Annotated in this window: 19 protein-coding genes; 10 read left to right on the forward strand and 9 right to left on the reverse strand. The window is 58.2% G+C overall.

Features of this window, described 5'->3' with window-relative positions; genetic code table 11:
* Positions 1–62: 62 nt before the first annotated feature.
* From lpxM to ABD806_RS03685, 3 genes are all read right to left on the reverse strand, one after another.
* The gene (gene lpxM, locus ABD806_RS03675) at positions 63–1,031 is read right to left on the reverse strand and encodes a lauroyl-Kdo(2)-lipid IV(A) myristoyltransferase (protein ID WP_344954815.1); all 969 of its coding nucleotides are present in this window, start codon (positions 1,029–1,031) and stop codon (positions 63–65) included.
* 105 nt (positions 1,032–1,136) lie between these two features.
* Positions 1,137–1,739: a DUF924 family protein gene (locus ABD806_RS03680; RefSeq protein ID WP_344954817.1), complete on the reverse strand. Its 603-nt coding sequence runs from the start codon at positions 1,737–1,739 to the stop codon at positions 1,137–1,139.
* On the reverse strand, positions 1,736–2,515 hold the full coding sequence (locus ABD806_RS03685; protein ID WP_344954819.1) for a DUF3025 domain-containing protein: 780 nt from the start codon (positions 2,513–2,515) through the stop codon (positions 1,736–1,738). Before ABD806_RS03685 ends, ABD806_RS03680 begins: the two co-directional genes overlap by 4 nt.
* Positions 2,516–2,637: 122 nt before the next feature.
* Here ABD806_RS03685 and ABD806_RS03690 point away from each other — a divergent pair, with 122 nt between their 5' ends.
* The gene (locus tag ABD806_RS03690) at positions 2,638–3,153 is read left to right on the forward strand and encodes an ATP-dependent zinc protease family protein (RefSeq protein WP_344954821.1); all 516 of its coding nucleotides are present in this window, start codon (positions 2,638–2,640) and stop codon (positions 3,151–3,153) included.
* Between the two features lie 14 nt (positions 3,154–3,167).
* On the opposite strand, the gene ABD806_RS03695 is transcribed toward ABD806_RS03690, so the two are convergent.
* Positions 3,168–4,184: an adenosine deaminase gene (locus ABD806_RS03695; RefSeq protein WP_344954823.1), complete on the reverse strand. Its 1,017-nt coding sequence runs from the start codon at positions 4,182–4,184 to the stop codon at positions 3,168–3,170.
* A gap of 171 nt (positions 4,185–4,355) precedes the next feature.
* Here ABD806_RS03695 and mtgA point away from each other — a divergent pair, with 171 nt between their 5' ends.
* From mtgA to asnB, 5 genes are all read left to right on the forward strand, one after another.
* The gene (mtgA, locus tag ABD806_RS03700; protein WP_344954825.1) at positions 4,356–5,030 is read left to right on the forward strand and encodes a monofunctional biosynthetic peptidoglycan transglycosylase; all 675 of its coding nucleotides are present in this window, start codon (positions 4,356–4,358) and stop codon (positions 5,028–5,030) included.
* A gap of 100 nt (positions 5,031–5,130) precedes the next feature.
* Entirely contained in the window at positions 5,131–5,883 is a 753-nt protein-coding gene (locus tag ABD806_RS03705; RefSeq protein ID WP_344954827.1) for an HAD-IIA family hydrolase, read from the forward strand.
* 20 nt (positions 5,884–5,903) lie between these two features.
* Positions 5,904–7,499 carry a cation:proton antiporter domain-containing protein gene (locus ABD806_RS03710; protein WP_344954829.1) on the forward strand — a complete coding sequence of 532 codons (1,596 nt, stop codon included), beginning with the start codon at positions 5,904–5,906 and terminating at the stop codon, positions 7,497–7,499.
* 183 nt (positions 7,500–7,682) lie between these two features.
* The gene (locus ABD806_RS03715; RefSeq protein ID WP_344954831.1) at positions 7,683–8,306 is read left to right on the forward strand and encodes a 2OG-Fe(II) oxygenase; all 624 of its coding nucleotides are present in this window, start codon (positions 7,683–7,685) and stop codon (positions 8,304–8,306) included.
* A gap of 191 nt (positions 8,307–8,497) precedes the next feature.
* A complete protein-coding gene (gene asnB / locus ABD806_RS03720) occupies positions 8,498–10,162 on the forward strand; it encodes an asparagine synthase B (RefSeq protein WP_344954833.1) in 1,665 nt (554 codons plus the stop codon).
* 89 nt (positions 10,163–10,251) lie between these two features.
* On the opposite strand, the gene ABD806_RS03725 is transcribed toward asnB, so the two are convergent.
* Positions 10,252–10,869 carry a hypothetical protein gene (locus ABD806_RS03725; protein WP_344954835.1) on the reverse strand — a complete coding sequence of 206 codons (618 nt, stop codon included), beginning with the start codon at positions 10,867–10,869 and terminating at the stop codon, positions 10,252–10,254.
* Between the two features lie 115 nt (positions 10,870–10,984).
* On the opposite strand from ABD806_RS03725, the gene ABD806_RS03730 reads away from it, so the two are divergent.
* Positions 10,985–11,746 (forward strand): penicillin-insensitive murein endopeptidase, encoded by a 762-nt coding sequence (locus tag ABD806_RS03730; protein WP_344954838.1) that lies wholly within the window; start codon positions 10,985–10,987, stop codon positions 11,744–11,746.
* A gap of 32 nt (positions 11,747–11,778) precedes the next feature.
* Here ABD806_RS03730 and glpD read toward each other — a convergent pair whose 3' ends face one another.
* Complete coding sequence (glpD, locus tag ABD806_RS03735) at positions 11,779–13,302, reverse strand: glycerol-3-phosphate dehydrogenase (protein WP_344954840.1); 1,524 nt, start codon at positions 13,300–13,302, stop codon at positions 11,779–11,781.
* Positions 13,303–13,706: 404 nt separating this feature from the next.
* Entirely contained in the window at positions 13,707–14,468 is a 762-nt protein-coding gene (locus tag ABD806_RS03740; protein WP_344954842.1) for a DeoR/GlpR family transcriptional regulator, read from the reverse strand.
* 257 nt (positions 14,469–14,725) lie between these two features.
* Between ABD806_RS03740 and ABD806_RS03745 the strand changes: the two genes are divergently transcribed.
* Together ABD806_RS03745 and glpK are read left to right on the forward strand one after the other, a co-directional pair.
* Positions 14,726–15,580 carry an MIP/aquaporin family protein gene (locus ABD806_RS03745; RefSeq protein ID WP_344954844.1) on the forward strand — a complete coding sequence of 285 codons (855 nt, stop codon included), beginning with the start codon at positions 14,726–14,728 and terminating at the stop codon, positions 15,578–15,580.
* Positions 15,581–15,604: 24 nt separating this feature from the next.
* Positions 15,605–17,110, forward strand: a complete 1,506-nt coding sequence (gene glpK / locus ABD806_RS03750; protein ID WP_344954846.1) for a glycerol kinase GlpK — start codon at positions 15,605–15,607, stop codon at positions 17,108–17,110.
* Between the two features lie 60 nt (positions 17,111–17,170).
* Here glpK and ABD806_RS03755 read toward each other — a convergent pair whose 3' ends face one another.
* Both ABD806_RS03755 and ABD806_RS03760 read right to left on the reverse strand, forming a co-directional pair.
* The gene (locus ABD806_RS03755; RefSeq protein WP_344954848.1) at positions 17,171–19,192 is read right to left on the reverse strand and encodes a bifunctional diguanylate cyclase/phosphodiesterase; all 2,022 of its coding nucleotides are present in this window, start codon (positions 19,190–19,192) and stop codon (positions 17,171–17,173) included.
* A 692-nt stretch (positions 19,193–19,884) separates the two neighbouring features.
* The gene (locus ABD806_RS03760) at positions 19,885–20,073 is read right to left on the reverse strand and encodes a hypothetical protein (RefSeq protein ID WP_344954850.1); all 189 of its coding nucleotides are present in this window, start codon (positions 20,071–20,073) and stop codon (positions 19,885–19,887) included.
* 239 nt (positions 20,074–20,312) lie between these two features.
* Between ABD806_RS03760 and ABD806_RS03765 the strand changes: the two genes are divergently transcribed.
* The gene (locus ABD806_RS03765) at positions 20,313–21,293 is read left to right on the forward strand and encodes a DUF3179 domain-containing protein (protein WP_344954852.1); all 981 of its coding nucleotides are present in this window, start codon (positions 20,313–20,315) and stop codon (positions 21,291–21,293) included.
* Positions 21,294–21,314: the final 21 nt, after the last annotated feature.

Genomic DNA, 21,314 nt, shown 5'->3' on the forward strand with positions numbered 1-21,314 from the left:
GCCCACCAGCCAGAGGACAAGCAGCCCGAGGCTGACCATCGAGAGGTATTCCAGCCAAGCCATCATTCTTTCCTTATGGCGCGAATACCCGCCTCATAGCGACCTTCATCCGAGTCGACCTGGGTCTGAAAATATTTCAGGAACCACATATATTGCTCGGGCCAATCCTGCAGCAGGGCTTCGATTTCCGCATTCATGGCCCGGGTATCCTTAGTGATATCACCGCTCGGATAGGGTGCCATCGGCGGATGGATCAGCAGCTCGTAGCGATGCGCCTCGGTGTTGTAGATACACAGCACCGGCAGCACCTTGGCGCCGGTGAGCCGTACCAGCTTGGGCAGCGCCGGCAGGGTCGCCTTCATTTCGGCAAAGAAGGGCACAAACAGGCTGGCTTCCCGCCCATGGTCCTGATCCGGCAGGTAACCGAAATGCTTGCCCTCCCTGATGCTCTTGATCACCGCCTTGATGCCGGCGTCGCGCTCATAGATGATGCCGTTGAAACGGGCCCGCTGCCGATTGATAAACCAGTCGAACAGCTCGTTCTTGGCGCTGTGCATCATGGTGCACATGGGCAGGCCCAATGAACTTAAATAGACACCGCCGGCGTCTATGGTCCAGGTGTGGGGCATCAGGAAAATGATCTTCTCGTCCTGCGCCAGGCAGGCATCCAGGTGTTCCTGCCCCTGGATCTTGAAGCGCCCCTGCAGATAGGCCTTGCTGCGCGCCGTCCAGGCGCCATAGCCGATAAAGCCCATCAGGCCGGTACGCACCGATTTCAGCAGCATGGCTTCCACCTCGGCCGGGGACAGCTGCGGAAAACACAGCCCGATGTTAGTGCGGGCGATATAGCACTGTTTCTTCGCCAACCTGACCAACAACGGCGCCAGAGACCCGGCAACCGCATCGCGTGCCCGCACCGGTGCCCAGGCCAGCAGCCAGAGCAGGCCCAGGGCCAGCCAGGTGCCCCAGTATTTGGGATGCAACAACACGGGTTTAAAACGCAAATCAAATACGGGATCATGCCCGGACATAACACCATCCTTAATTAAAAGTGATCATCAGCCTGTCTCCGGCCGGCTTCACGCCCCGGCACAGGCATCCAAAGGGGCGCAGTGTAGAAAAAAATCGCGCTGAAATCACCCCTGGCCAAAACGCTCGCCGCCCTCGGCCAGCCACCGGGCCTCCTGCTCGGTGTCGGCCCGGCCCAGAATGGCGTTACGATGAGGAAAACGGCCGAAGCGATGGATGATATCCAGATGCCGCCGGGCATAATCCAGCGCCTGTTCGCCCATGAATCGGTGCGCTGCGGGGAACTCCCCTGCCAGGGACTCGAAGCAGGACACGCTCAGGCATTGGCAGGCCAGATCCTCCGCATGCTCCAGGGGAAGGTAGAAAAACAGTCGCTCCGATAAGGTCAGCTCCTTATCGGCCCCCCTGGCCAGCCCGTCCAGCACCAGCCCCCGCGCCTTGAGATCACCGGCGAACGCCCGTTGTTCACGACGATAGGCGTTGCGGGTAAATTGATCCAGCAACAACACCAGTGCCAGGCGCCCAGATCGCTGATCGACCCAGTCATCTAGCTCACCCGCCAGGGCCTGCTCCAACAGGTTGCCAAAGCGGCTGACGATTTTCCGGTCGAATGAGGGGCCGCCGGCAAACCATCGCTTCTGATAAACCCTGTCACTGATGCCTGACGGCTGCTCGCCAAACCAGAATTGCACAACGGTTGCAGGGGTCATATTCGGTTCCTTTTCGGTCGAAAATAATCGGTGTTGCCGTAGAAGCCCGGCTCCTCGTTGGCCGGCCACCAGCCGGGCACCCCCAGGAGCGGCAAGGGCAACAACGGCCGGGGCCGGGAGAACATATCCAGGTTGCCAATGGTAGCGGCCAGTGCCTGATCCAGCCACTGGTATTGGGCCAAGGGGGACAACCGATAAAACGCGGCCTCCGCCTGCAGCACCAGGCATTTGCCGGTCAGGCCGATAAAGGGCGCCAGCGCCTGCTCATAGAGGGCATGGCCAAATATGAAGGGCAGCCAGTCCCGCTGCCAACGCGACCGCCGTTCAATAAACAGGGCGTGCCAGTCGTGCTCCCGCAACAGGGTTTCCAGCTCTTGCTTGTCGGGCGCCACCAGCACCAGACCGCATTCATCGAAATGGGTGAGGCGATCGCGTCTGGGGGTGCGGGGTCTCAGGCCCACCCGCTGGATGTCGTCCATATGCTGGCGGTTAAGCAAGGCCTTGGTGCGGGGAAACTGCCACCAGATGACGGCACCGAAGAAATCATGCCAGTTGTGCTCGCGGGTCGGCACCTGGCCCAAGGCCACCGCCTCTTCATAGTAATGATCCATGGCCATAAAGGCGCTATCATCGATAAAGGTCACCGGTATGTCCCCTTCCCGGAACCGGGCCAACTGGCTCACCGAGGGCCATTGTCGCCAGGGCATGGGCGACAGCAGGGGGCGCAGCTGTCCGAGAATCGGGTTACGGTTAATAAAATCGGGATCCCAAGGCATGTCAGGCTACTAGTGGTTGAAAACGTTCAAGGATACCCCGCCTGGCCCGCGCTGGCTAACCGGATTGGCCTTGTGTAATATGACGCCGCTTTTCGGCCTGATCTTAATGTAGGAGTGTTGCCATGAAATGGTTCTCGGCCCTGGTACTTGCCGTGAGTTTATTGTCACCCTATGCCATCGCCACCGAACAGGACGGCGATGAACTGAAGGTGGATGGAAAATGGCTGCTGGGACGAGTCGAATGGATCTGGCTGCCGGCCCTGGATGACAAGATCAAGGCGCGCATCGATTCCGGCGCCAAAACCTCCTCGATGAGCGCCACCGGTATCGAGGAATTCAAAAAAGACAAGCAACGCTGGATCCGCTTCAGCTTCGAGCACAATAAGCACATGGTGCGGCTGGAGGCACCGCTCAGCCGCTACGTCAAGATACGCCAGGCCAACACCAAAAAGCTGGACCGACGCCCAGTGGTATTGCTGGACGTCAGGCTGGGAGATCTGGAAAAAGCCGTGGAGTTCACCCTCAAGGACAGGACCCGCATGCTCTATCCGGTGCTGCTCGGGCGGGAGTTTATGGGCACTAAGGTGCTGATTGACCCTTCCCGCCTCTATATCCAGCCGGTGCTGGAAAAAGACTGAGCCGGCAACCAAGGCTACAGGGTTACCCCGTAGCCTTGGCCGTAGGCCAGGATTTCCCGGCTCAAGCGGGCCTTTTCTTCCGGCGACAACCAGCAGGCATTGACCGCGTTCAGGGTGATCACCAGTAACTGTTGATCGCTGGCGCCCAGCCCCTGCTGCACCGCCTGGTAGTTGGCGTTCATATAGCCGCCGAAATAGGCCGGATCGTCGGAATTGATGGTCACCTTCACTCCCGCCTGCAGCAACCGCAATAAGGGGTGATCGGACATCTTGTCCACCACCCTGAGCCGGAGGTTGGACAGGGGGCACTGGGTCAGGGGCACATGCTCGGCCGCCAGCCGGGCCATCAGCTCCGGATCCCGGATAGCCGCCACCCCATGATCGATGCGCTCGACCGAAAGCACATCCAGGGCATCGCGGATATTCTCCGGCGGTCCCTCCTCGCCCGCGTGCGCCACCAGCCGGAATCCCAGCTCCTGGCAGGCGGCGTACACCCGGCCGAATTTGGCCGGCGGGTTACCCTGCTCCGACGAATCCAACCCCACACCGGTGATCTTGTCCTTGAAGGGCATGGCATCTTTCAGGGTATCGAACGCATCCTGTTCGGACAGGTGACGTAAAAAAGACATGATCAACCGGCTGGTCATGCCCCATTCCTGCCTGGCCTGCTCCAGGGCCCGGTGGATACCCGATATCACCACCGCAAAGGGCACGCCGCGTGCGGTATGGGCCTGGGGATCGAAGAATATTTCCGTGTGGCGAACCTGTTCGGCATGGGCTCGGGTCAGGTAGGCCCAGGTCATGTCGAAAAAGTCCTGCTCATTCAGCAGCACCCTGGAACCCTGGTAATAGATATCGAGAAAAGATTGTAAGTCACTGAATTGATAAGCGGCTTTGAGCGCCGCCTGGTCGGCATAGGCGAGTTTGACATCGTTGCGTCTGGCGAGGGCAAACACCAGCTCCGGCTCCAATGTCCCTTCGATGTGCAGATGCAACTCCACCTTGGGCAGACCTTCGATAAACCCGGACATATGAACCTCCACCACCCAGCTGTTTTGATTTAACCATACCAAAGAAACGCCCTGCTTGTGAGGAGAAAGGGACATTTCTTGGTCTGGATCGGCTGCGTATGCAGACAAGCACCCGGCTTCTGATCAAAAATGCCCGCTGCCGCTTTTTTTCGCTGTTATATGGATAGTTGAATGACCCGTCTGATGAAACGATTGCTGCTTTGGCTGGGTATCCTGTTGCTGGCCGGCCCCTTGCTGGTGACCATCGCCTATCGGGTGCTGCCTGTCCCCGCCACCCCGCTGATGGTGATCCGCCTGTTTGAAGGCGAAGGCATCCGTAAGCATTGGCGCGGCCGGGACGCGATTTCAAGCCACCTGAAAAAGGCGGTGATCGCCGCCGAAGACAACCGTTTCTGCCGTCACCATGGCTTTGACTGGAATGCGTTTGGCGATGTGCTGAATGAATTTCAGGCCAACGGCAAGTTGCGCGGCGGCAGCACCATCAGCATGCAAACCGCCAAGAATCTCTACCTCTGGCCCGGGCGCAGTTATACCCGTAAGGCCCTGGAAGCCCTCTACACGCCCCTGCTTGAGATGACCCTGCCCAAGGACAGGATCCTCACCCTCTACCTGAACATTGCCGAATGGGGTCCGGGCATTTACGGGGCCGAGGCCGCGGCCCGCGCCTATTTCAATACCTCGGCTGCCCGGCTGAACCCTTATCAGGCCGCATTACTGGCGGCGGTCCTGCCCAACCCCAGGCGCTTCAATGCCGGCGCGCCGTCCGCCTATGTACGGAGCCGGGCCGGCATCATCCAGCGCCGTACGGGCCAGTTGGGTCCCTTACTTAATTGCGTCAAAGCATAACAAAGCCTTATCCTTGTCATAATTCTGTCATACTCAGCCCTGACAGTGAGTAGATACTCGGGCTCCTGGCCTAATGCTGAAGAATAATAAAGGGATACGAATGACAAAACCTAACCTGATCTGTGATATCGACGGCGTCATCCTGCACAACAACGACCTGATCCCCGGGGCCGATTTCTTTGTCAAACGGGTGCTGGAGCAGGAAATGAACCTGCTGTTCCTGACCAACTATCCGGCCCAGACCCCGAAAGATCTGCAAAACCGGTTTTACTCCGCCGGCATCAGCGTCCCCGAAAGCTGTTTCTATACCTCTGCCATGGCCACCGCCGACTTCCTCAAACGCCAGAGTGGCGAAAAGGCCTATGTCATCGGGGAAGGGGCGCTGATCCACGAACTGTACAAGGCCGGCTTTACCATTACCGATATCGACCCGGACTTCGTGGTGGTGGGCGAGACCCGCAACTATAACTGGAGCATGATCCAGATGGCGGCCAAATTTGTCGCCAATGGAGCCCGTTTTATCGCCACCAATCCGGACACCCACGGTCCCCATATGCACCCGGCCTGCGGTGCCCTGTGCGCACCTATCGAGCGCATGACCGGCAAGAAACCCTTCTACGTGGGCAAGCCCAGCGCCTGGATAGTCCGCGCCGCGCTCAATCATATGGATGCCCACTCGGAAAACACCCTGATCATCGGCGACAACCTGCGCACCGATATCCTCGCCGGCTTTCAGGCGGGCCTGGAAACCGTGCTGGTGCTGACCGGCGTCAGCCAGGTGCCGGATATTGACAAGATGCCGTTCCGTCCCCAGCATATCTACAACTCCGTCGCCGACATCGACCTCTTCTAACAACAAACACTGACTGGTTCATGGATCCTATCTTTATCGCTATCGCCTTTGGCTGCGGCCTGGCCGTTTATCTGGTTAACCTCCCCCCCCTTATCGGCTTCCTGGCGGCCGGCTTCGTGCTCAACGCCATGGGGTATGAAAGCAGCGCCGTGCTGGAGACCCTCGCCAACCTGGGGGTCACCCTGCTGTTGTTCAGCATCGGCCTCAAACTCAACATCAAGACCCTGCTCAAGCGGGAGGTCTGGGGCACCGCCAGCGGCCATATCCTGCTCTCGACCGGACTGTTTGCCCTGGTGCTGATGGCGGTGAAATGGGCCGGACTCACCCTGGCCCTGGAGCTGCAGTGGAGTCAGGCCATACTGCTGGGCTTTGCCTTGAGTTTTTCCAGCACGGTGTTTGCGGTCAAGGTGCTGGAAGAGCGCAGTGACATGAACACCTTCTATGGCCGTATCGCCATCGGGGTGCTGGTGATGCAGGACCTGTTCGCGGTGGCGTTTCTCACCTTCTCCACCGGCAAGGCACCCAGCCCCTGGGCGCTGTCGCTGCTGGTGCTGCTGCCCCTGCTGCGGCCGCTGTTCTTCCGGGTGCTGGAGCGGGCGGGCCATGGCGAACTGCAGATCCTGTTCGCCATCTTCCTGGCGCTGGTGGTCGGGGTCGGCGGCTTCGAGCTGGTAGGCATGAAGGGCGATCTGGGGGCACTGGTGGTCGGCATGATGCTGGCTTCTCACCACAGTGCCTCCTCCCTGGCCAAATCGTTCTTCAATATGAAAGAGCTGTTCCTGGTGGCCTTCTTCCTCAATATCGGCCTCAATGGCATGCCCACCGCCGACACCCTGTGGCTGGCCGCCATACTGCTGCTGGTCCTGCCGCTGAAGAGCCTGATCTATTATATGTTTTACAACGGCTGCGGCCTGCGTGTCCGCACCTCGCTGCTGGCCACCTTCAGCCTGACCAATTATTCGGAATTCGGCCTGATCGTGGCGGCTCTGGCGGCCAAACAGGGCCTGCTCAGCAACGACTGGGTGATCGTCGCCTCGATCGCGCTGGCTGTCTCTTTTGTGGTGTCGGCCCCGCTCAACAGCCATAACGAAAACATTTACCGCCGCCTGATAGGCCGCTTCCGTCCCAAGGAGAAGCTGCGCCTGCATCCGGACGACATGCCCATCGAGCTGGGAGATGCCCAGGTGTTGATCGTCGGCATGGGCCGCATCGGTCAGGGCGCCTACATGGAACTGGAGAAGCGCTACCGGGGCAAGCTGCTGGGGATCGACAGCGACGAGAAAAAAATCGAGCTGTTGCAGGGGCTGCGGCTTAACGTCATCAAGGGCGATGCCTCCGACTCGGATTTCTGGGACAAGACCAATATCGGCGATCAGCTGGAATATATTTTCCTGGCCATGCCCAATCACGCCGGTAACCTCTATGCCCTGGAGCAGATCCGTCACACCGGTTTCAAGGGGCGGGTCGCGGCCATCGTCCGCTTCCCCGACGAAGCCGCGGCCCTGCGCGAACTGGACATCGACGCGGTGTTTAACATCTACGAAGAGGCCGGCTGCGGCTTTGCCCGCCATGTGCTGAACGGCCAGGTGCCCGCTTCACCCACAGGGGCGGTGTAGGGGGTGCCCCGTCACTGTGCATAAATTACGCTGACGCTGTGCCGCCCTGCTGGGGCGGCAACGAAATCATAAGCAGTAACGGGACAGCCCCTACTTTTTTTACCTTCAGCACAAAATTAATTCGCTGTAAAAGCAGGGACGGCAGGCGTATATCAAACGGATCTTTATCCAGGTCTGTCTCCCATGTCCCTGCCCTGCCCCACCCGAACTCCCCTCGATGCCCTGGTCGATGCCGTTGCCGAACAGGGCATCGGGGTTTTTCCCGACTTTTTCTCAACGTCGCTGATTGCTGCCTTGCGGGACGATGTGCATGCCCTGCCGCAACATCAGCTGAGCCCGGCCGGCATAGGCCGGGATCTGGCCCATCAGACCAACAGCCGGATCCGTACCGACAAGACCTGCTGGATAGACGGCCACAGCCGGCCGCAACAAGATTATCTGGCGCTGATGGCCGAGGTCCAGCAGCAGATGAATCGCCAGCTGTTCATGGGATTGCAGGACTATGAATGCCACTACGCCCAGTATCAGGGCGGCGACTTTTACAAGAAGCACCTGGATGCCTTCAGGGGACGCAGCAACCGCCGGTTGACCACGGTCGCCTATTTAAACCCCGAGTGGCGAGCACAGGATGGCGGCGAGTTGCTGGTCTATGAGCAACAAGGCAAGCATCCTATCCAGCGGGTATTGCCCCGGGCCGGCACCCTGGTGTGCTTTTTATCAGAGCGGTTTCCCCATGAGGTACTACCCGCCCGTCGCACGCGGCTGAGCATCGCCGGCTGGTTTCGGGTCGACGGCCCCCTCGGTTGAACATAAAATAAAAAACAACCATAAAACAGGCTCTAATGTATCAATAACTTATTTTTTTAATACTTTAATTGATGATTAATCATAAAGGTGCCTTTTTTTATAAATTTTCAATATTTCCGCTTTGCAAGGCCGGAGCACTCTGGCAACCTGAGTCTATGTTTTATAGATGAGTCAGTTACAAGGACAGCCCCATGTGCTCCATTTTCGGTATTCTCGAACTCAAGTCCGACCCCGGCGCGCTACGCGCCCGCGCCCTCGAACTATCCAAGTTGCTGCGCCACCGTGGCCCCGATTGGTCGGGTGTCTATAGCAGCGACCATGCCATCCTGGTCCATGAGCGACTGGCCATCGTCGGCCTGGACAGCGGCGCCCAGCCCCTGTACAACACCGCCGGTACCCATGCCCTGGCGGTCAACGGCGAGATCTATAACCATAAAGAGCTGGAAGCCGAGCTCACCTGTGGCTATGAGTTCCAGACCAAGTCCGACTGCGAGATCATCCTGGGCCTGTATCAGGAGAAAGGGCCCGAGTTCCTCGACGACCTGAACGGCATCTTCGCCTTTGTCCTGTACGATCAGGAGCAGGATGCCTATCTGATAGGCCGGGATCATATGGGCATCATCCCCCTCTACACCGGCCATGATGAAGCCGGCAACTTCTATGTCGCCTCGGAAATGAAGGCCCTGACGCCGGTGTGCAAGACCATAGAGGAATTTCCCCCCGGGCATCTGCTGTACAGCAAGGAAGGAAAGCTGCGCCGCTACTATCAGCGTGACTGGGAAAGCTATGATGCGGTCAAGGGCAACGGCTCCAGCGTGAGCGAGCTGCACGACGCCCTCACCGCCGCGGTCAAGCGCCAGCTGATGTGTGACGTGCCCTACGGCGTACTGCTGTCCGGCGGCCTGGACTCCTCGGTGATCTCCGCCATTGCCAAGCAGTTTGCTTCCCGTCGTATCGAAGATAACGAGCAGTCGGAAGCCTGGTGGCCGCAGCTGCATTCCTTCGCCGTCGGCCTGGAGGGCGCGCCCGATCTGATCGCCGCGCGCAAGGTCGCCGATCACCTGGGCACCATCCACCATGAACTGCACTACACGGTGCAGGAAGGCCTGGATGCCCTGCGCGAGGTGATCTATCACCTGGAAACCTACGATGTCACCACGGTGCGCGCCTCCACCCCCATGTATCTGATGGCCCGGCGTATCAAGGCCATGGGCATCAAGATGGTCCTGTCCGGTGAGGGTTCTGACGAGCTGTTCGGCGGCTACCTGTATTTCCACAAGGCCCCCGATGCCAAGGAATTCCACGAAGAAACCGTGCGCAAGCTGCAGGCCCTGCACATGTTCGATTGCCTGCGCGCCAACAAGTCGATGGCGGCCTGGGGCGTCGAAGCCCGGGTGCCTTTCCTCGACAAGGAGTTCATGGACGTGGCCATGCGCCTGAACCCGTCCGACAAGATGTGCGGTGCCGGCAAGATGGAAAAACACATACTGCGCGAAGCCTTCAGCGATCTGCTGCCTCACGAGGTGGCCTGGCGCCAGAAGGAGCAGTTCTCCGACGGTGTCGGCTATTCCTGGATTGACAGCCTCAAGGCCATGGTGGAGGAGCAGGTCACCGATCAGATGATGGCCACCGCGGCGTTCCGCTTCCCGCTCAGCACCCCGACCACCAAGGAAGCCTATTACTACAGATCCATTTTTGAATCCCACTTCCCCCAGGAATCCGCCGCCAGGTGCGTACCTTCGGGACCCTCCGTCGCCTGCTCCACGCCCAAGGCGCTGGAATGGGACGAACAGTGGAAAACCATGGCCGACCCTTCCGGCCGGGCGGTAAAAGGCGTACATAGCCAGTCTTACTGAAGCCTGGAAACAAACTAGAAGTTATAAGTAAAAACGGGCCTTCATATGAAGGCCCGTTTTTTTGACTTACCGCTTAACCCTGGTGGTGTTTAATCCCAGTCGTCATCCTCGTCTTCATCATCTTTCCCCGGCTCTGGCGGGGTATCCACCACCAAGGGGGCCAGCACGGATACCGCCGCCAGCAGGGGCTTGCGGGGCTGCCAGTTGCCCACAAAACCGAATCGATAGCGGTCATCTCCCAGGTGGAATCTGTCTTCTACCTGGGTGCCCAGAGTCTGGCTGAGCAATGCCAGCTCCTGCTCGGACAGGGACACGTCCAGGGTAAAGGCGATGATGGCGCCGTCATGACCCGGCAGCTTGCCCTTGTCCACCGCCATCACCCTGTCTCTGGGCAGGGCCACCGCCTCCCCTTTCACACCATTGATGATATAGAGCCGTTCCCGATCGAACGCCAGGTTGGTCAGCCGGCGCCGGCTCCAGCTGGCCGGCCACAGGCTGAGCAACAGCACGGTGCCGCCGAATATCACTCCCACCCAGTGGATCAGGCCAAAGCCGGCCTGACCATGCCAGAGTGCCGCCGCCACCGCAGTCAGGCTGGCCAACAGCACCAGGCTGTGGGTCAGGTAAAAGCGCAATGGGGGCGGACTCGATATAAAGTCGAGCGGCCGCGCCAACACCTCATCCAACGGTAAAGGATGGACTGTCATGATCTTTCTCATCTGTATCCAAAACGCCTACCCTAACAAAATTATGATCGTGCATAAATTAAAAGCCGGCGGCATTATGCTGGGGTAACAAGACGGCGGCAACACGGAGGAGAACATGGTGCCAGGCCTGTTGATAGCGATATTGTGGCTGCCCATGGCCGCCTGGAGCCAGGCGGTGGGCGAATACGCCGCGGGTTGTCAGCATAATGCCAGCGCCCTGCCGGACAGGGGACCCGGCTACTATGTCATTCGGCGCCAGCAGGCCCGCTACTACGGTCAGCCCGAGATGATCCGCTATCTGCAGGACCTGGGTAAAAAAATAGTCAGCGCCGGGCTGCCCCCCATGCTGGTGGCCGATATCGCCAAGCGTCGGGGCGGCCCCTTCGCCTACGGTCATCGCAGCCATCAGACCGGGCTGGATGCGGATATCTGGCTGCGCCATCCGCCCCCCAATCCCGCCAGCGAACGGCTTGCCACCATTACCGCCGTAGATATGGTGGATCATCGCGACTATTACCTGACCGGCGCCTTTACCGACCATCAGCGTCAACTGATCGCCCTCGCGGCAGAGGACGAGCGGGTCAGCAGGGTGTTTGTCCATCCGCTGATCAAACAGGCGATGTGCCGGGCTTATCGGGATGCAGACTGGCAGGGCAGGATCCGCCCCTGGTTCGGCCATTCCAGCCATTTTCATGTGCGCCTGCACTGCCCCGCAGGGCACCACGACTGTGTGCCACAGGCGCCAGTCCCCAGAGGAAGCGGCTGTGGCCACGAGCTGGCCGGCTGGCTGCAAGACAGGGCCGGCGAAATTACCGTGACCGCCACCGCCCCCTGGCGGCCCCGGTTACCCAGGGCCTGCGCCGGCTGGGCGGAATAATCTATTTAACATAACCATTACGGGCGCGAAGACTAGGCGCGCAGGGCCTGGGTTGGCTGCAGGCGTCCGTTGCGGCGGTGAGCCATATAGGTCGCCAGCTGGTCAACCTGCCGGGAGTCGAGTTCGATGCCCAGCTTGGTACGGCGCCACAGCACGTCTTCCGGATAGAGGGCCCATTCATGGTCCATCAGATAATCGACTTCCGCCTGCCACAGACGCGGATGAAAATACTGACCCAGCTCCTCCGGGGCCTTGGCCTGGCCGAGCCAATCCCAGGCATTCAGGCCATAACGGGCAACGACGAGCCCTGCCCAGTCGACATCAATCCAGGGATAGTCCTGCATCAGCTTGGCCTGCAGCTCCGCCCTGCTGCCGTTGAACTCGCCGCCCAGCAGGGTGGCATCCCGGGTCCAGGCCGGGCCCATCCGGGGAAAATAGGGGGTTAGTTTGCCGAGCGCCGACTCCGCCAGCCTGCGATAGGTGGTCAGCTTGCCGCCGAACACCGACAACAACGGCAAGGCCCCCGCCTCGTCCTCCAGCTCCAGGGTGTAATCCCGGGTAATGGCCTGGGGCGAATCGGACTCGTCATCACAGAGCGGGCGTACACCGGCATAGCTCCATACCACCTGCTCCGGGGTCAGCTCCCCCTTGAAATGCCGATTGACCACCTGGCACAGATAGTCGACTTCTTCCGGGCTGATGGCCACGTCGCGGGGATCCCCCTGATATTCCACATCCGTGGTGCCTATCAGGGAGTATTTGTCCAGATAAGGAATGACAAACACGATCCTGTTGTCTTCGTTTTGCAGAATATAGGACTGGGACTCGTCATGGATACGGGGCACCACGATGTGGCTGCCCTTTACCAGGCGGATATTGCGCGGGGACGGACTGTGCAGGCCATTATCAAAGAACTGTTTCACCCAGGGGCCGGCGGCATTGACCAGCGCCTTGGCGGTCACCTGGCGCTGCTCCCCACTCAGCTCGTCTTTTACCGTCACCAGCCAGCGGCCATGCTGCCGCTCGGCACCGATACAGGGGGTGCGGGTATGGATATGGGCGCCATGGCTGGCGGCCAGGCGGGCATTGAGGGTCACCAGCCGCGCATCATCGACCCAGGCATCGGAATATTCAAAGCCTTTGGTGATGCCGTCCACCAAGGGACCGGTGCGATCGAACTTGAGGCCGTGGGAGCCGGGCAGGGTCGCCCGCTTGGCCAGATGATCGTACATAAACAGGCCGATACGGATCATCCAGGCCGGCCTGAGGTGCGGCCGGTGAGGTAACCGGAAGCGCATCGGGCTGATGATATGGGGCGCCATTTTCAACAGCACCTCCCGCTCGGCGAGGGCTTCCCTGACCAACCTGAATTCATAATGTTCCAGATAACGCAGGCCACCATGGATCAATTTGGAGCTGTTGGAAGAGGTTGCGCTGGCCAGATCCTGAGCTTCAAACAAGGCGACTTTCAGTCCCCGCCCGGCGCCATCGGCCGCGATGCCCACCCCATTGATACCACCACCTATGACCACCAGATCAAAGTCATTGACGCTCATACGAACCTCACTCCTTGCGATAATGTTCTTTTGTATTCGTAAACGAACATTACTGTATCTTCTTTAAGCATAGCTGCCAAGCTCGGATTGAAAGAATTTTAAAAACAGGTGGGGGAAAAGGAAAAACAGGGGCGGACTCAGCGGGCAAGGACCAAGTATACCTGGAGGACTAAGGATTGGGGATTGGGGCGGAGCTGTTGTGGGAGCGTCGACCTCGGCGCGATGTGCCTGAAGAAATATGCAGATACTTGATGGCCTGACGGCCATATCGCCCCGAGGCCGGGCCTCCTGCAAGCCGGAATGTGCAGGATCATCGGTGTGCTGGAGTCAGAATTTATTCTGGCAGCGGCTTGTCAGGTTAAAACCTGACCCATAGGAGGGCCCTTGTCGATGGGGGTGATGGCCTACGAGCAGATATAACAGGCGACCTGGTTGGCCTCCATCAGCTTGAGTACGGTTGACGGCGGAGACTGATCGGTAAACAAGGCGCTCACCTGGGTGATATTGCCCATATTGACCATGGCGTTACGGCCGAACTTGCTGTGATCGGCCGCGAGCAACACCTGCCGGCTGTTGTTGATAATGGCCTGGGCGATGCGCACTTCGTGATAGTCAAACTCAAGAAGGGAGCCATCTGTATCTATACCCGAAATGCCGATGATCCCGAAGTCGGTGCGGAACTGCTGCACAAAGTCCCGGGTCGCCTCGCCCACTATGCCGCCGTCCCGGTTACGCACCTCACCACCGGCGATGATCACGGTAAAGTCTTCCTTCTGGCTGAGGATACTGGCCACATGGATATTGTTGGTAATCACCCGCAGTTCATTATGCTCCAGCAAGGCCCGTGCCACCGCCTCGGTGGTGGTGCCGATATCGATAAACAGTGACGCCCCGTCGGGGATCTGGGCCGCAATCGCCTTGCCGATACTTTCCTTTTCCCGGGCATACATGACCTTGCGCGAGTCATAGGCGGCATTGACGGTACTCGACATCAGCGAGGCGCCGCCATGATGGCGGCGAATGCTGTTTTGTTCGGCCAGATCATTCAAATCCCGGCGGATGGTTTGCGGGCTGACCTCAAACTGGGCCACCAGATCTTCGGTACTGGCAAACCCCTTCAGCTTAAGCATTTCCAGGATCTGCTGGTGGCGTTGGGTTTGTTTCACTTCCGCAACTCCCTGTCGTCTAAAGATTAAGGTACAAAAATTGTACCCGATCGAACATTCAAATCCCAGTTCAGTCACCCATGACGATAGCAAGGATGAAAAAGAACATTTTCGAACACGGGTATTCGAGCAAATCCTAACTTGTTAAAAAAGTGTGACTCAAGACACAAAAACTGATCGGACCTATTTTCGATATCGAACATTTAGGTGATAGTTAGCCCGACTTCAATCATCAATCAACATACATGGAGGGAATCATGGCCATCAAACGTCCAAATACACTCATGGGAGAGTGCATATCCGAATTTATCGGTACCGCCCTGCTGATCTTTTTTGGCGCCGGCTGTGTCGCGGCCCTGGTGGTTGCCAAGGCCAGTTTCGGGTTATGGGAAATCAGCCTGACCTGGGGGGTGGGGGTAGCGATTGCCATCTATGTGGCCGGCGGGGTATCTGGCGCCCATATCAATCCGGCGGTCACCCTGGCCCTCACCCTGTTCCGGGGCTTCGAAAAACGCAAGGTGCTGCCCTTTATCATGGCCCAGCTGGCCGGTGCCTTCTGTGCCTCCGCCCTGGTATACAGCCTGTATCAACCGCTGTTTGTGGAATGGGAACAGGGTATGGGGGTGATACGTGGCAGCCAGCAGAGCCTGGCGCTGGCCGGTATTTTCTCAACCTATCCCCACCCTTTGCTGTCCAATGGTCATGCCTTTATGGTGGAACTGGTGATCACCGCCGTGCTGATGATGGCGATACTGGCACTGACCGACGACAAAAACGGGGGACCCAAGGGGATGGCCGCGGCGCTGCTGATAGGCCTGCTGATCGCGGTGATCGGGGCGGCCACCGGCCCGCTCACCGGCTTCGCCATGAACCCGGCCCGGGATTTTGGCCCCAAGCTCTTTGCCTGGCTGGCCGGCTGGGGAGATATCGCCCTGACCGGCGGCCGTGATAACCCCTACTTCTGGGTGCCCATTCTCGGTCCCGTGGTCGGTGCCAGCACCGGTGCCTGGCTGTATGATCATGCCATCGCCCGGTTTCTCCCCGCGGCGAATGGTGTCGATAGCACCGGGAAAGTCACCCAGCCTGATCAGGAACAACAGGCCCGCGCCTGACAGAATCAACAAGGAGATAACCCGATGACGCAAGAAAAACGCTACGTGGTCGCCCTGGATCAGGGCACGACCTCTTCCCGTGCCATTATTTTTGATGAAAACGCCAATATCCAGGGCGTGGCCCAACGGGAATTCGGCCAGATCTACCCCCAAGCCGGCTGGGTTGAACACGACCCCATGGAGATCTGGGCCAGCCAGCGATCGACCCTGACCGAGGTGCTGGCCAAAACCGGTATCAGCGCGGATCAGATTGCCGCCATCGGCATCACCAACCAGCGTGAAACCACGGTCGTGTGGGAAAAAAGCACCGGCAAACCGGTTTACAACGCCATCGTCTGGCAATGCCGCCGCACCGCCGAGCTGTGCGAGCAGCTCAAGGACCGGGGCCTGGCCGACTATGTGAAAGAAAACACCGGCCTGGTACTGGACGCCTATTTCTCCGGCACCAAGCTCAAGTGGATCCTGGATAATATAGAAGGCGCACGGGATAAGGCCAACAAGGGCGAACTGCTGTTTGGCACCGTCGACACCTGGCTTATCTGGAAGCTGACCGAAGGCCGGGTGCATGTCACCGACTACACCAATGCCTCGCGCACCATGCTGTTCAACATCAACAGCCTGCAATGGGACAAGAAGCTGCTCGATGAACTGGGCATCCCCGACTCCATGCTGCCCGAGGTGCGTCCATCCAGCGAGGTGTACGGCAAAACCAACATCGGCGGCAAGGGCGGCACCCGAATTCCCATTGCCGGTATCGCCGGCGATCAGCAGGCGGCGCTGTTCGGCCAGCTGTGTTTCCACAAAGGCATGGCCAAGAACACCTATGGTACCGGCTGCTTCCTGCTGATGAACACCGGCGAGCAGAAGGTCAGCTCCCGCAATGGCCTGCTTACTACCCTGGCGGTCGGCGCCAAGGGGGAAGTCAACTATGCGCTGGAAGGCTCGGTGTTTATGGGCGGGGCCACCATCCAGTGGCTGCGGGACGAGCTGGGGCTGATCCGGGAAGCGGATGACACCGGCTATTTTGCCGAGAAGGTAAAAGACAGCAACGGCGTCTACCTGGTCCCCGCCTTTGTCGGCCTGGGCGCCCCCTACTGGGATCCCTATGCGCGCGGCACCCTGATCGGCCTGACCCGGGGCGTAAACCGCAATCATATTATCCGGGCGGCGCTGGAAGCGGTCGCCTACCAGAGCAGGGACCTGCTCGACGCCATGCAAGAAGACTCCGGCCTGATGCTTGCCGCCCTCAAGGTGGATGGCGGGGCCGTGGCCAACGACTTCCTGATGCAGTTCCAGGCCGATATCACCCATGCCAGGGTGGTGCGCCCGAAACAGACTGAAACCACCGCCATGGGTGCGGCCTTCCTAGCCGGCCTGGCGGTCGGCATGTGGCAAAGTACCGAAGAGCTGGCCGACAAGTTCGCGGTCGACAAGGAGTTCAAACCGCAGATGGACAACGCTACCCGGGCCCGCCTCTATCGTGGCTGGCAGAAGGCGGTACGCCGTTCGCTGGACTGGGCCGAACACTGATCCGTTAATCGTTAGCTGCGGCAAGTCATGCTCATGACTTGCCGCTTTTTCTTATCCCGCTCAATCCTGGACGCCGTAACGCCGCCCCTGTCCCTGCAGGACCGCCAGCTGCGCCGCCGACAGCGGCCTGCTAAAGAGAAAACCCTGCCCCAGGTTGCAGCCATGTTCGGTCAAGAAGGCCTGCTGGGCTTTATTTTCAATGCCTTCGGCGACCGTCTTCAGCCCCAGCTTGTTGGCCAGGGCCAGCACCGCCAGCGCAATGGTCGCGCCCCCGGACTGTTCGGGAATACCGCCGATAAAGGCACGGGAAATCTTGAGCGTATGAATAGGGAAGCGCTGGAGATAAGCCAGGCTGGAATAGCCGGTACCGAACTCGTCGATAGACAGCCCGACTCCCAGGGAGCGCAGCTCCTGCAAGGTAGCGACCACCCGGTCGATATCCTCTATCAACAGGCTTTCGGTCAGTTCCAGTTCCAAATAATGGGGGGCCAGATCCGTCTGCTGCAGGACCGAGGAGACCCGTTCGACCAACCCGGCCTGCCGGAACTGTTTCGCAGACAGGTTAACCGCCATGGTGATGGCCGGATAGCCGGCCTGTTGCCACTTCCTGGCCTGGGTGCAGGCGGTGTGCAAAACCCATTCGCCGATGGGCATGACCAACCCGGTTTCTTCCGCCAGCGGGATAAAGTCATCCGGGAGTAGCAGTCCCCGGGTAGGATGCTGCCAGCGGATCAGGGCTTCGACACCGGTAATGCAGCCGCTTTTCAGATCGACTTTGGGCTGGTAATGCAGGCAAAGTTCATCCCGCTCGATGGCCCGCCGCAAATCGGCCTCGAGGTTCAGGCGCGCCAGGGCTTGTACATTCATCTCAGATTCGAAGAAACAGTAGTTATTGCGTCCCTCAGCTTTGACCCGGTACATGGCCGTGTCGGCATCACGCAGCAAGGTTTGGGCATCCTGACTGTCTTGGGGATACAGGCTGATACCTATGCTGGCACCGACGATAACCTCATGGTTGTCCAGCTGCAGAGGCTCACGCAGGCTATCGAGTACGCGCTCAACCACCACCACCACTTCTCGTTCATCACGCACGGCAAGCACGATAACAAATTCGTCTCCACCCCAACGGGCCACCGTATCGTCTTCCCGCATGGAGGCTGCCAGGCGGGCCGCCGCCGACTGTATCAGCTGATCCCCGGCGACATGCCCCAGGCTATCGTTGACCCGCTTCAAGCCGTCCAGATCCACCATCAGTACCGCAACCATGGAACCGCTGCGTTTTACCCGGCTAAACGCCCGCTGCATCCGCTCAAGCAGCAGGCTGCGATTGGGTAACCCGGTCAGCATATCGTAGTTGGCCAGCTGATATAGGCGTTCTTCATTCTTGAGGCGGGTGATGTCGGAAAAGGCACCCACATAATGTGTTGCCTTGCCCCATTGATCCCTGATGGCATTGATGGTCAGCATCTGCGGATACATTTCGCCATTCTTGCGCCGATTCCAGATCTCTCCCTGCCAGTAATCATGGGTGCGCAGGCCGGCCCACATGGCATAATAGAAACTCTGGTCATGTTTACCCGAGCTGAGCAGGCTTGGTTTGCGCCCTTCTACTTCGGATACCTGATAACCGGTGATTTGGCTGAAGGCGGCATTGACCGCCACTATATTTCCTGTCGTATCGGTGACCATGATGCCGTCGCCGACACTGTCGAACACCTTGGCCGCCAGCCGGAAACGCTCCTCGTCCCGATGACGCTCGGTAATATCCTGGATGACACCAAACATGCATACAGAAGCGTCACCCTCAAGGGTGATAAAGCCACCCTCTTCATAGATAAAACGCACAACGCCATTTGGCCGCACGATACGGTATTTCAGGTGGTAATTTTTACGCTCTTGCAGGGTCTGCTTAATATGCGCTTGGTATCTGGGACGATCATCGGTATGAATACATTTTATAAAAGACGAATAGGGCAAGGCCCCTTGGGGTGTAGGCAATAACCCCAGGATACGAAAGGCCTCTTCCGAGCAAGTCACTTCATCGGAGCCCAGCGTCCAGTCCCAGTTGCCGATATGAGCCACTCTTTGCGCCAACCGCAGGCTGGCCAGGGTATGCTGCAGGCTATGCTCATTTTGAGAAGGCTCATTTAAGGATATGATTTTGCTATTATTTTCATCTGTATAATCCTGTCCATCGGGTGCATTCTCTAGTGCATTTTTTCCAAATATCATTGAAAGAAAGCCTTTTCACGTATGCTCACCCGGCGTCTTCGATGAGTAATCCAGACGCTTAACAGGACAACGCTATCCTTGCACAGGTGCCTATTTATCACAGAGTATCGGCCAGCAGGAGTAACATCTGGCATGGCGTTCCGGACCATCTGTTCCAAAGTAGGGAAGCTGGTCAAATAACTGGCACATAGGATAATGGATTTCGTGACATAATCAAACTGCGGGGCGTCTAAAAATTATTCATTCCGCCCAGCCTGCTTCATTTTAAAAGAGTAAACTGCCATTATGAACCATCGAAAAGGTGACAACAGGCTCAGTAATGCTTCTTGAAATTAAAACAATGAATGACTTTAAAATAAAAAAACAATAAACCATTGATCATTTAACCATATGGCTCATAACATAAAATACCTGTAAATCAGGGTAAATAGCGCCTTGCCGGCTGGCCCGAACAAGGCGCTAAAGATACTCATCAATAGTAATATGCTTGGCGGGAAGCCATATCATTCAGGCGACCTCCCGTTTTATTAACCGACGGTCACTTAAAAGCACATGCCGGCCGGCTCTTTGCCCTGCTTCTTCAGCTCGGCACAAAACCTGTTATCAATCCCATCCCCTTTCATGGAAAATGCTTTTTGCACCTCGGGCAAGCTATTTACCTGGCCGGCCTGAGCGGGTAGTATACCGAAGGCAAAAATAGCGGTAAGCAACAGCGAAGTTAAGGTTTTCATAATATTCACCTCTTTATCGTAAAAAGGCGCCCTATTACTTGATAATGAGCACCATAGTCTTTACTGCCATCGACTGCGTGACAGTTGCCTATATAGACGGGCAACTCCCCTCATTTATTACGTAAAAACACTTTTAACTCATAGTCAAAAATAAAACCCCTGTTCTACTGCAACAAAGGCAGCCTTTATCTATCCAACAGGTAAATGCCTTTTTCGATGACGGTTAGGCTCTGCCCTTCATGAAGCTCATCCACGCGCGCTTTCACCACTGTCTGCCTCGGGCCCGTTATATCATGGCACTCGCCGGCCTGCTGACCGGGCTGCTCCTGATCAGTAGCAGTCCGTCGGCCCAAGATACCCGCCTCAATGGCTTTGTGCTCGACGATGCCCTGGTGCCTGTTAACGAGATCCTGCCGGGCGGCCCGCCCCGGGATGGCATACCCGCCATCGACAAACCGGTATTTATCGGCGCACCCGAGGCAGACAAGATATTGTCGCCGGAGGATGAAGTCATCGGACTGGTCCACCTCGGCCACGTGAAGGCTTACCCCGTCGCCATCCTGAACTGGCATGAGGTGGTCAACGACCGTTTAGGTGAAGCTCCTGTTGCCGTCACCTATTGCCCGCTGTGCGCGACCGCCGCGGTATTTATTGCCGAACTGGACGGCAAGACACTGGAATTTGGTGTATCCGGGCTGCTGTATAACAGCAATGTACTGCTTTACGATCGCCAGAGTGAATCACTTTGGTCGCAAATCATGGCCCAGGCCATTTCCGGCCCCATGAAGGGCCGCATGCTGAGCACGCTGCCGCTGTCACTCACTTCCTGGCAGAGCTGGTACCGGCGTTATCCAAACACCCGGGTGCTGTCGGCCGACACCGGTTATTTCCGCGACTATGGCAGGGATCCCTACCAACGTTACGCCACCATCAACAAGCTGATGTTTCCGGTGCGTAGCCAAAGCCGGGCCCTGCCCCTGAAAGAAATGGTGACCGGACTGGTGGTGAATGGCGAAGCCAAGGCCTACCCACACCGGGTCCTGAACAAATCGGCCGCGCCCGTTTACGATACCTTGGGCGGCCAGCGCCTGCGTATTACCCTGGATCCGGCAGGAAACCCGCATTTTTTCACCGAGGATGGCCGGGAGCTCAGCGGGCAACCAGGCTACTGGTTCGCCTGGTTTGCCTTTTATCCCGAAACAGCCATATTCGGGCAATAACGGGTGACGACTGATTGTTCG

The organism is Zobellella aerophila (assembly GCF_039539325.1).
Lineage (GTDB): Bacteria > Pseudomonadota > Gammaproteobacteria > Enterobacterales > Aeromonadaceae > Oceanimonas > Oceanimonas aerophila.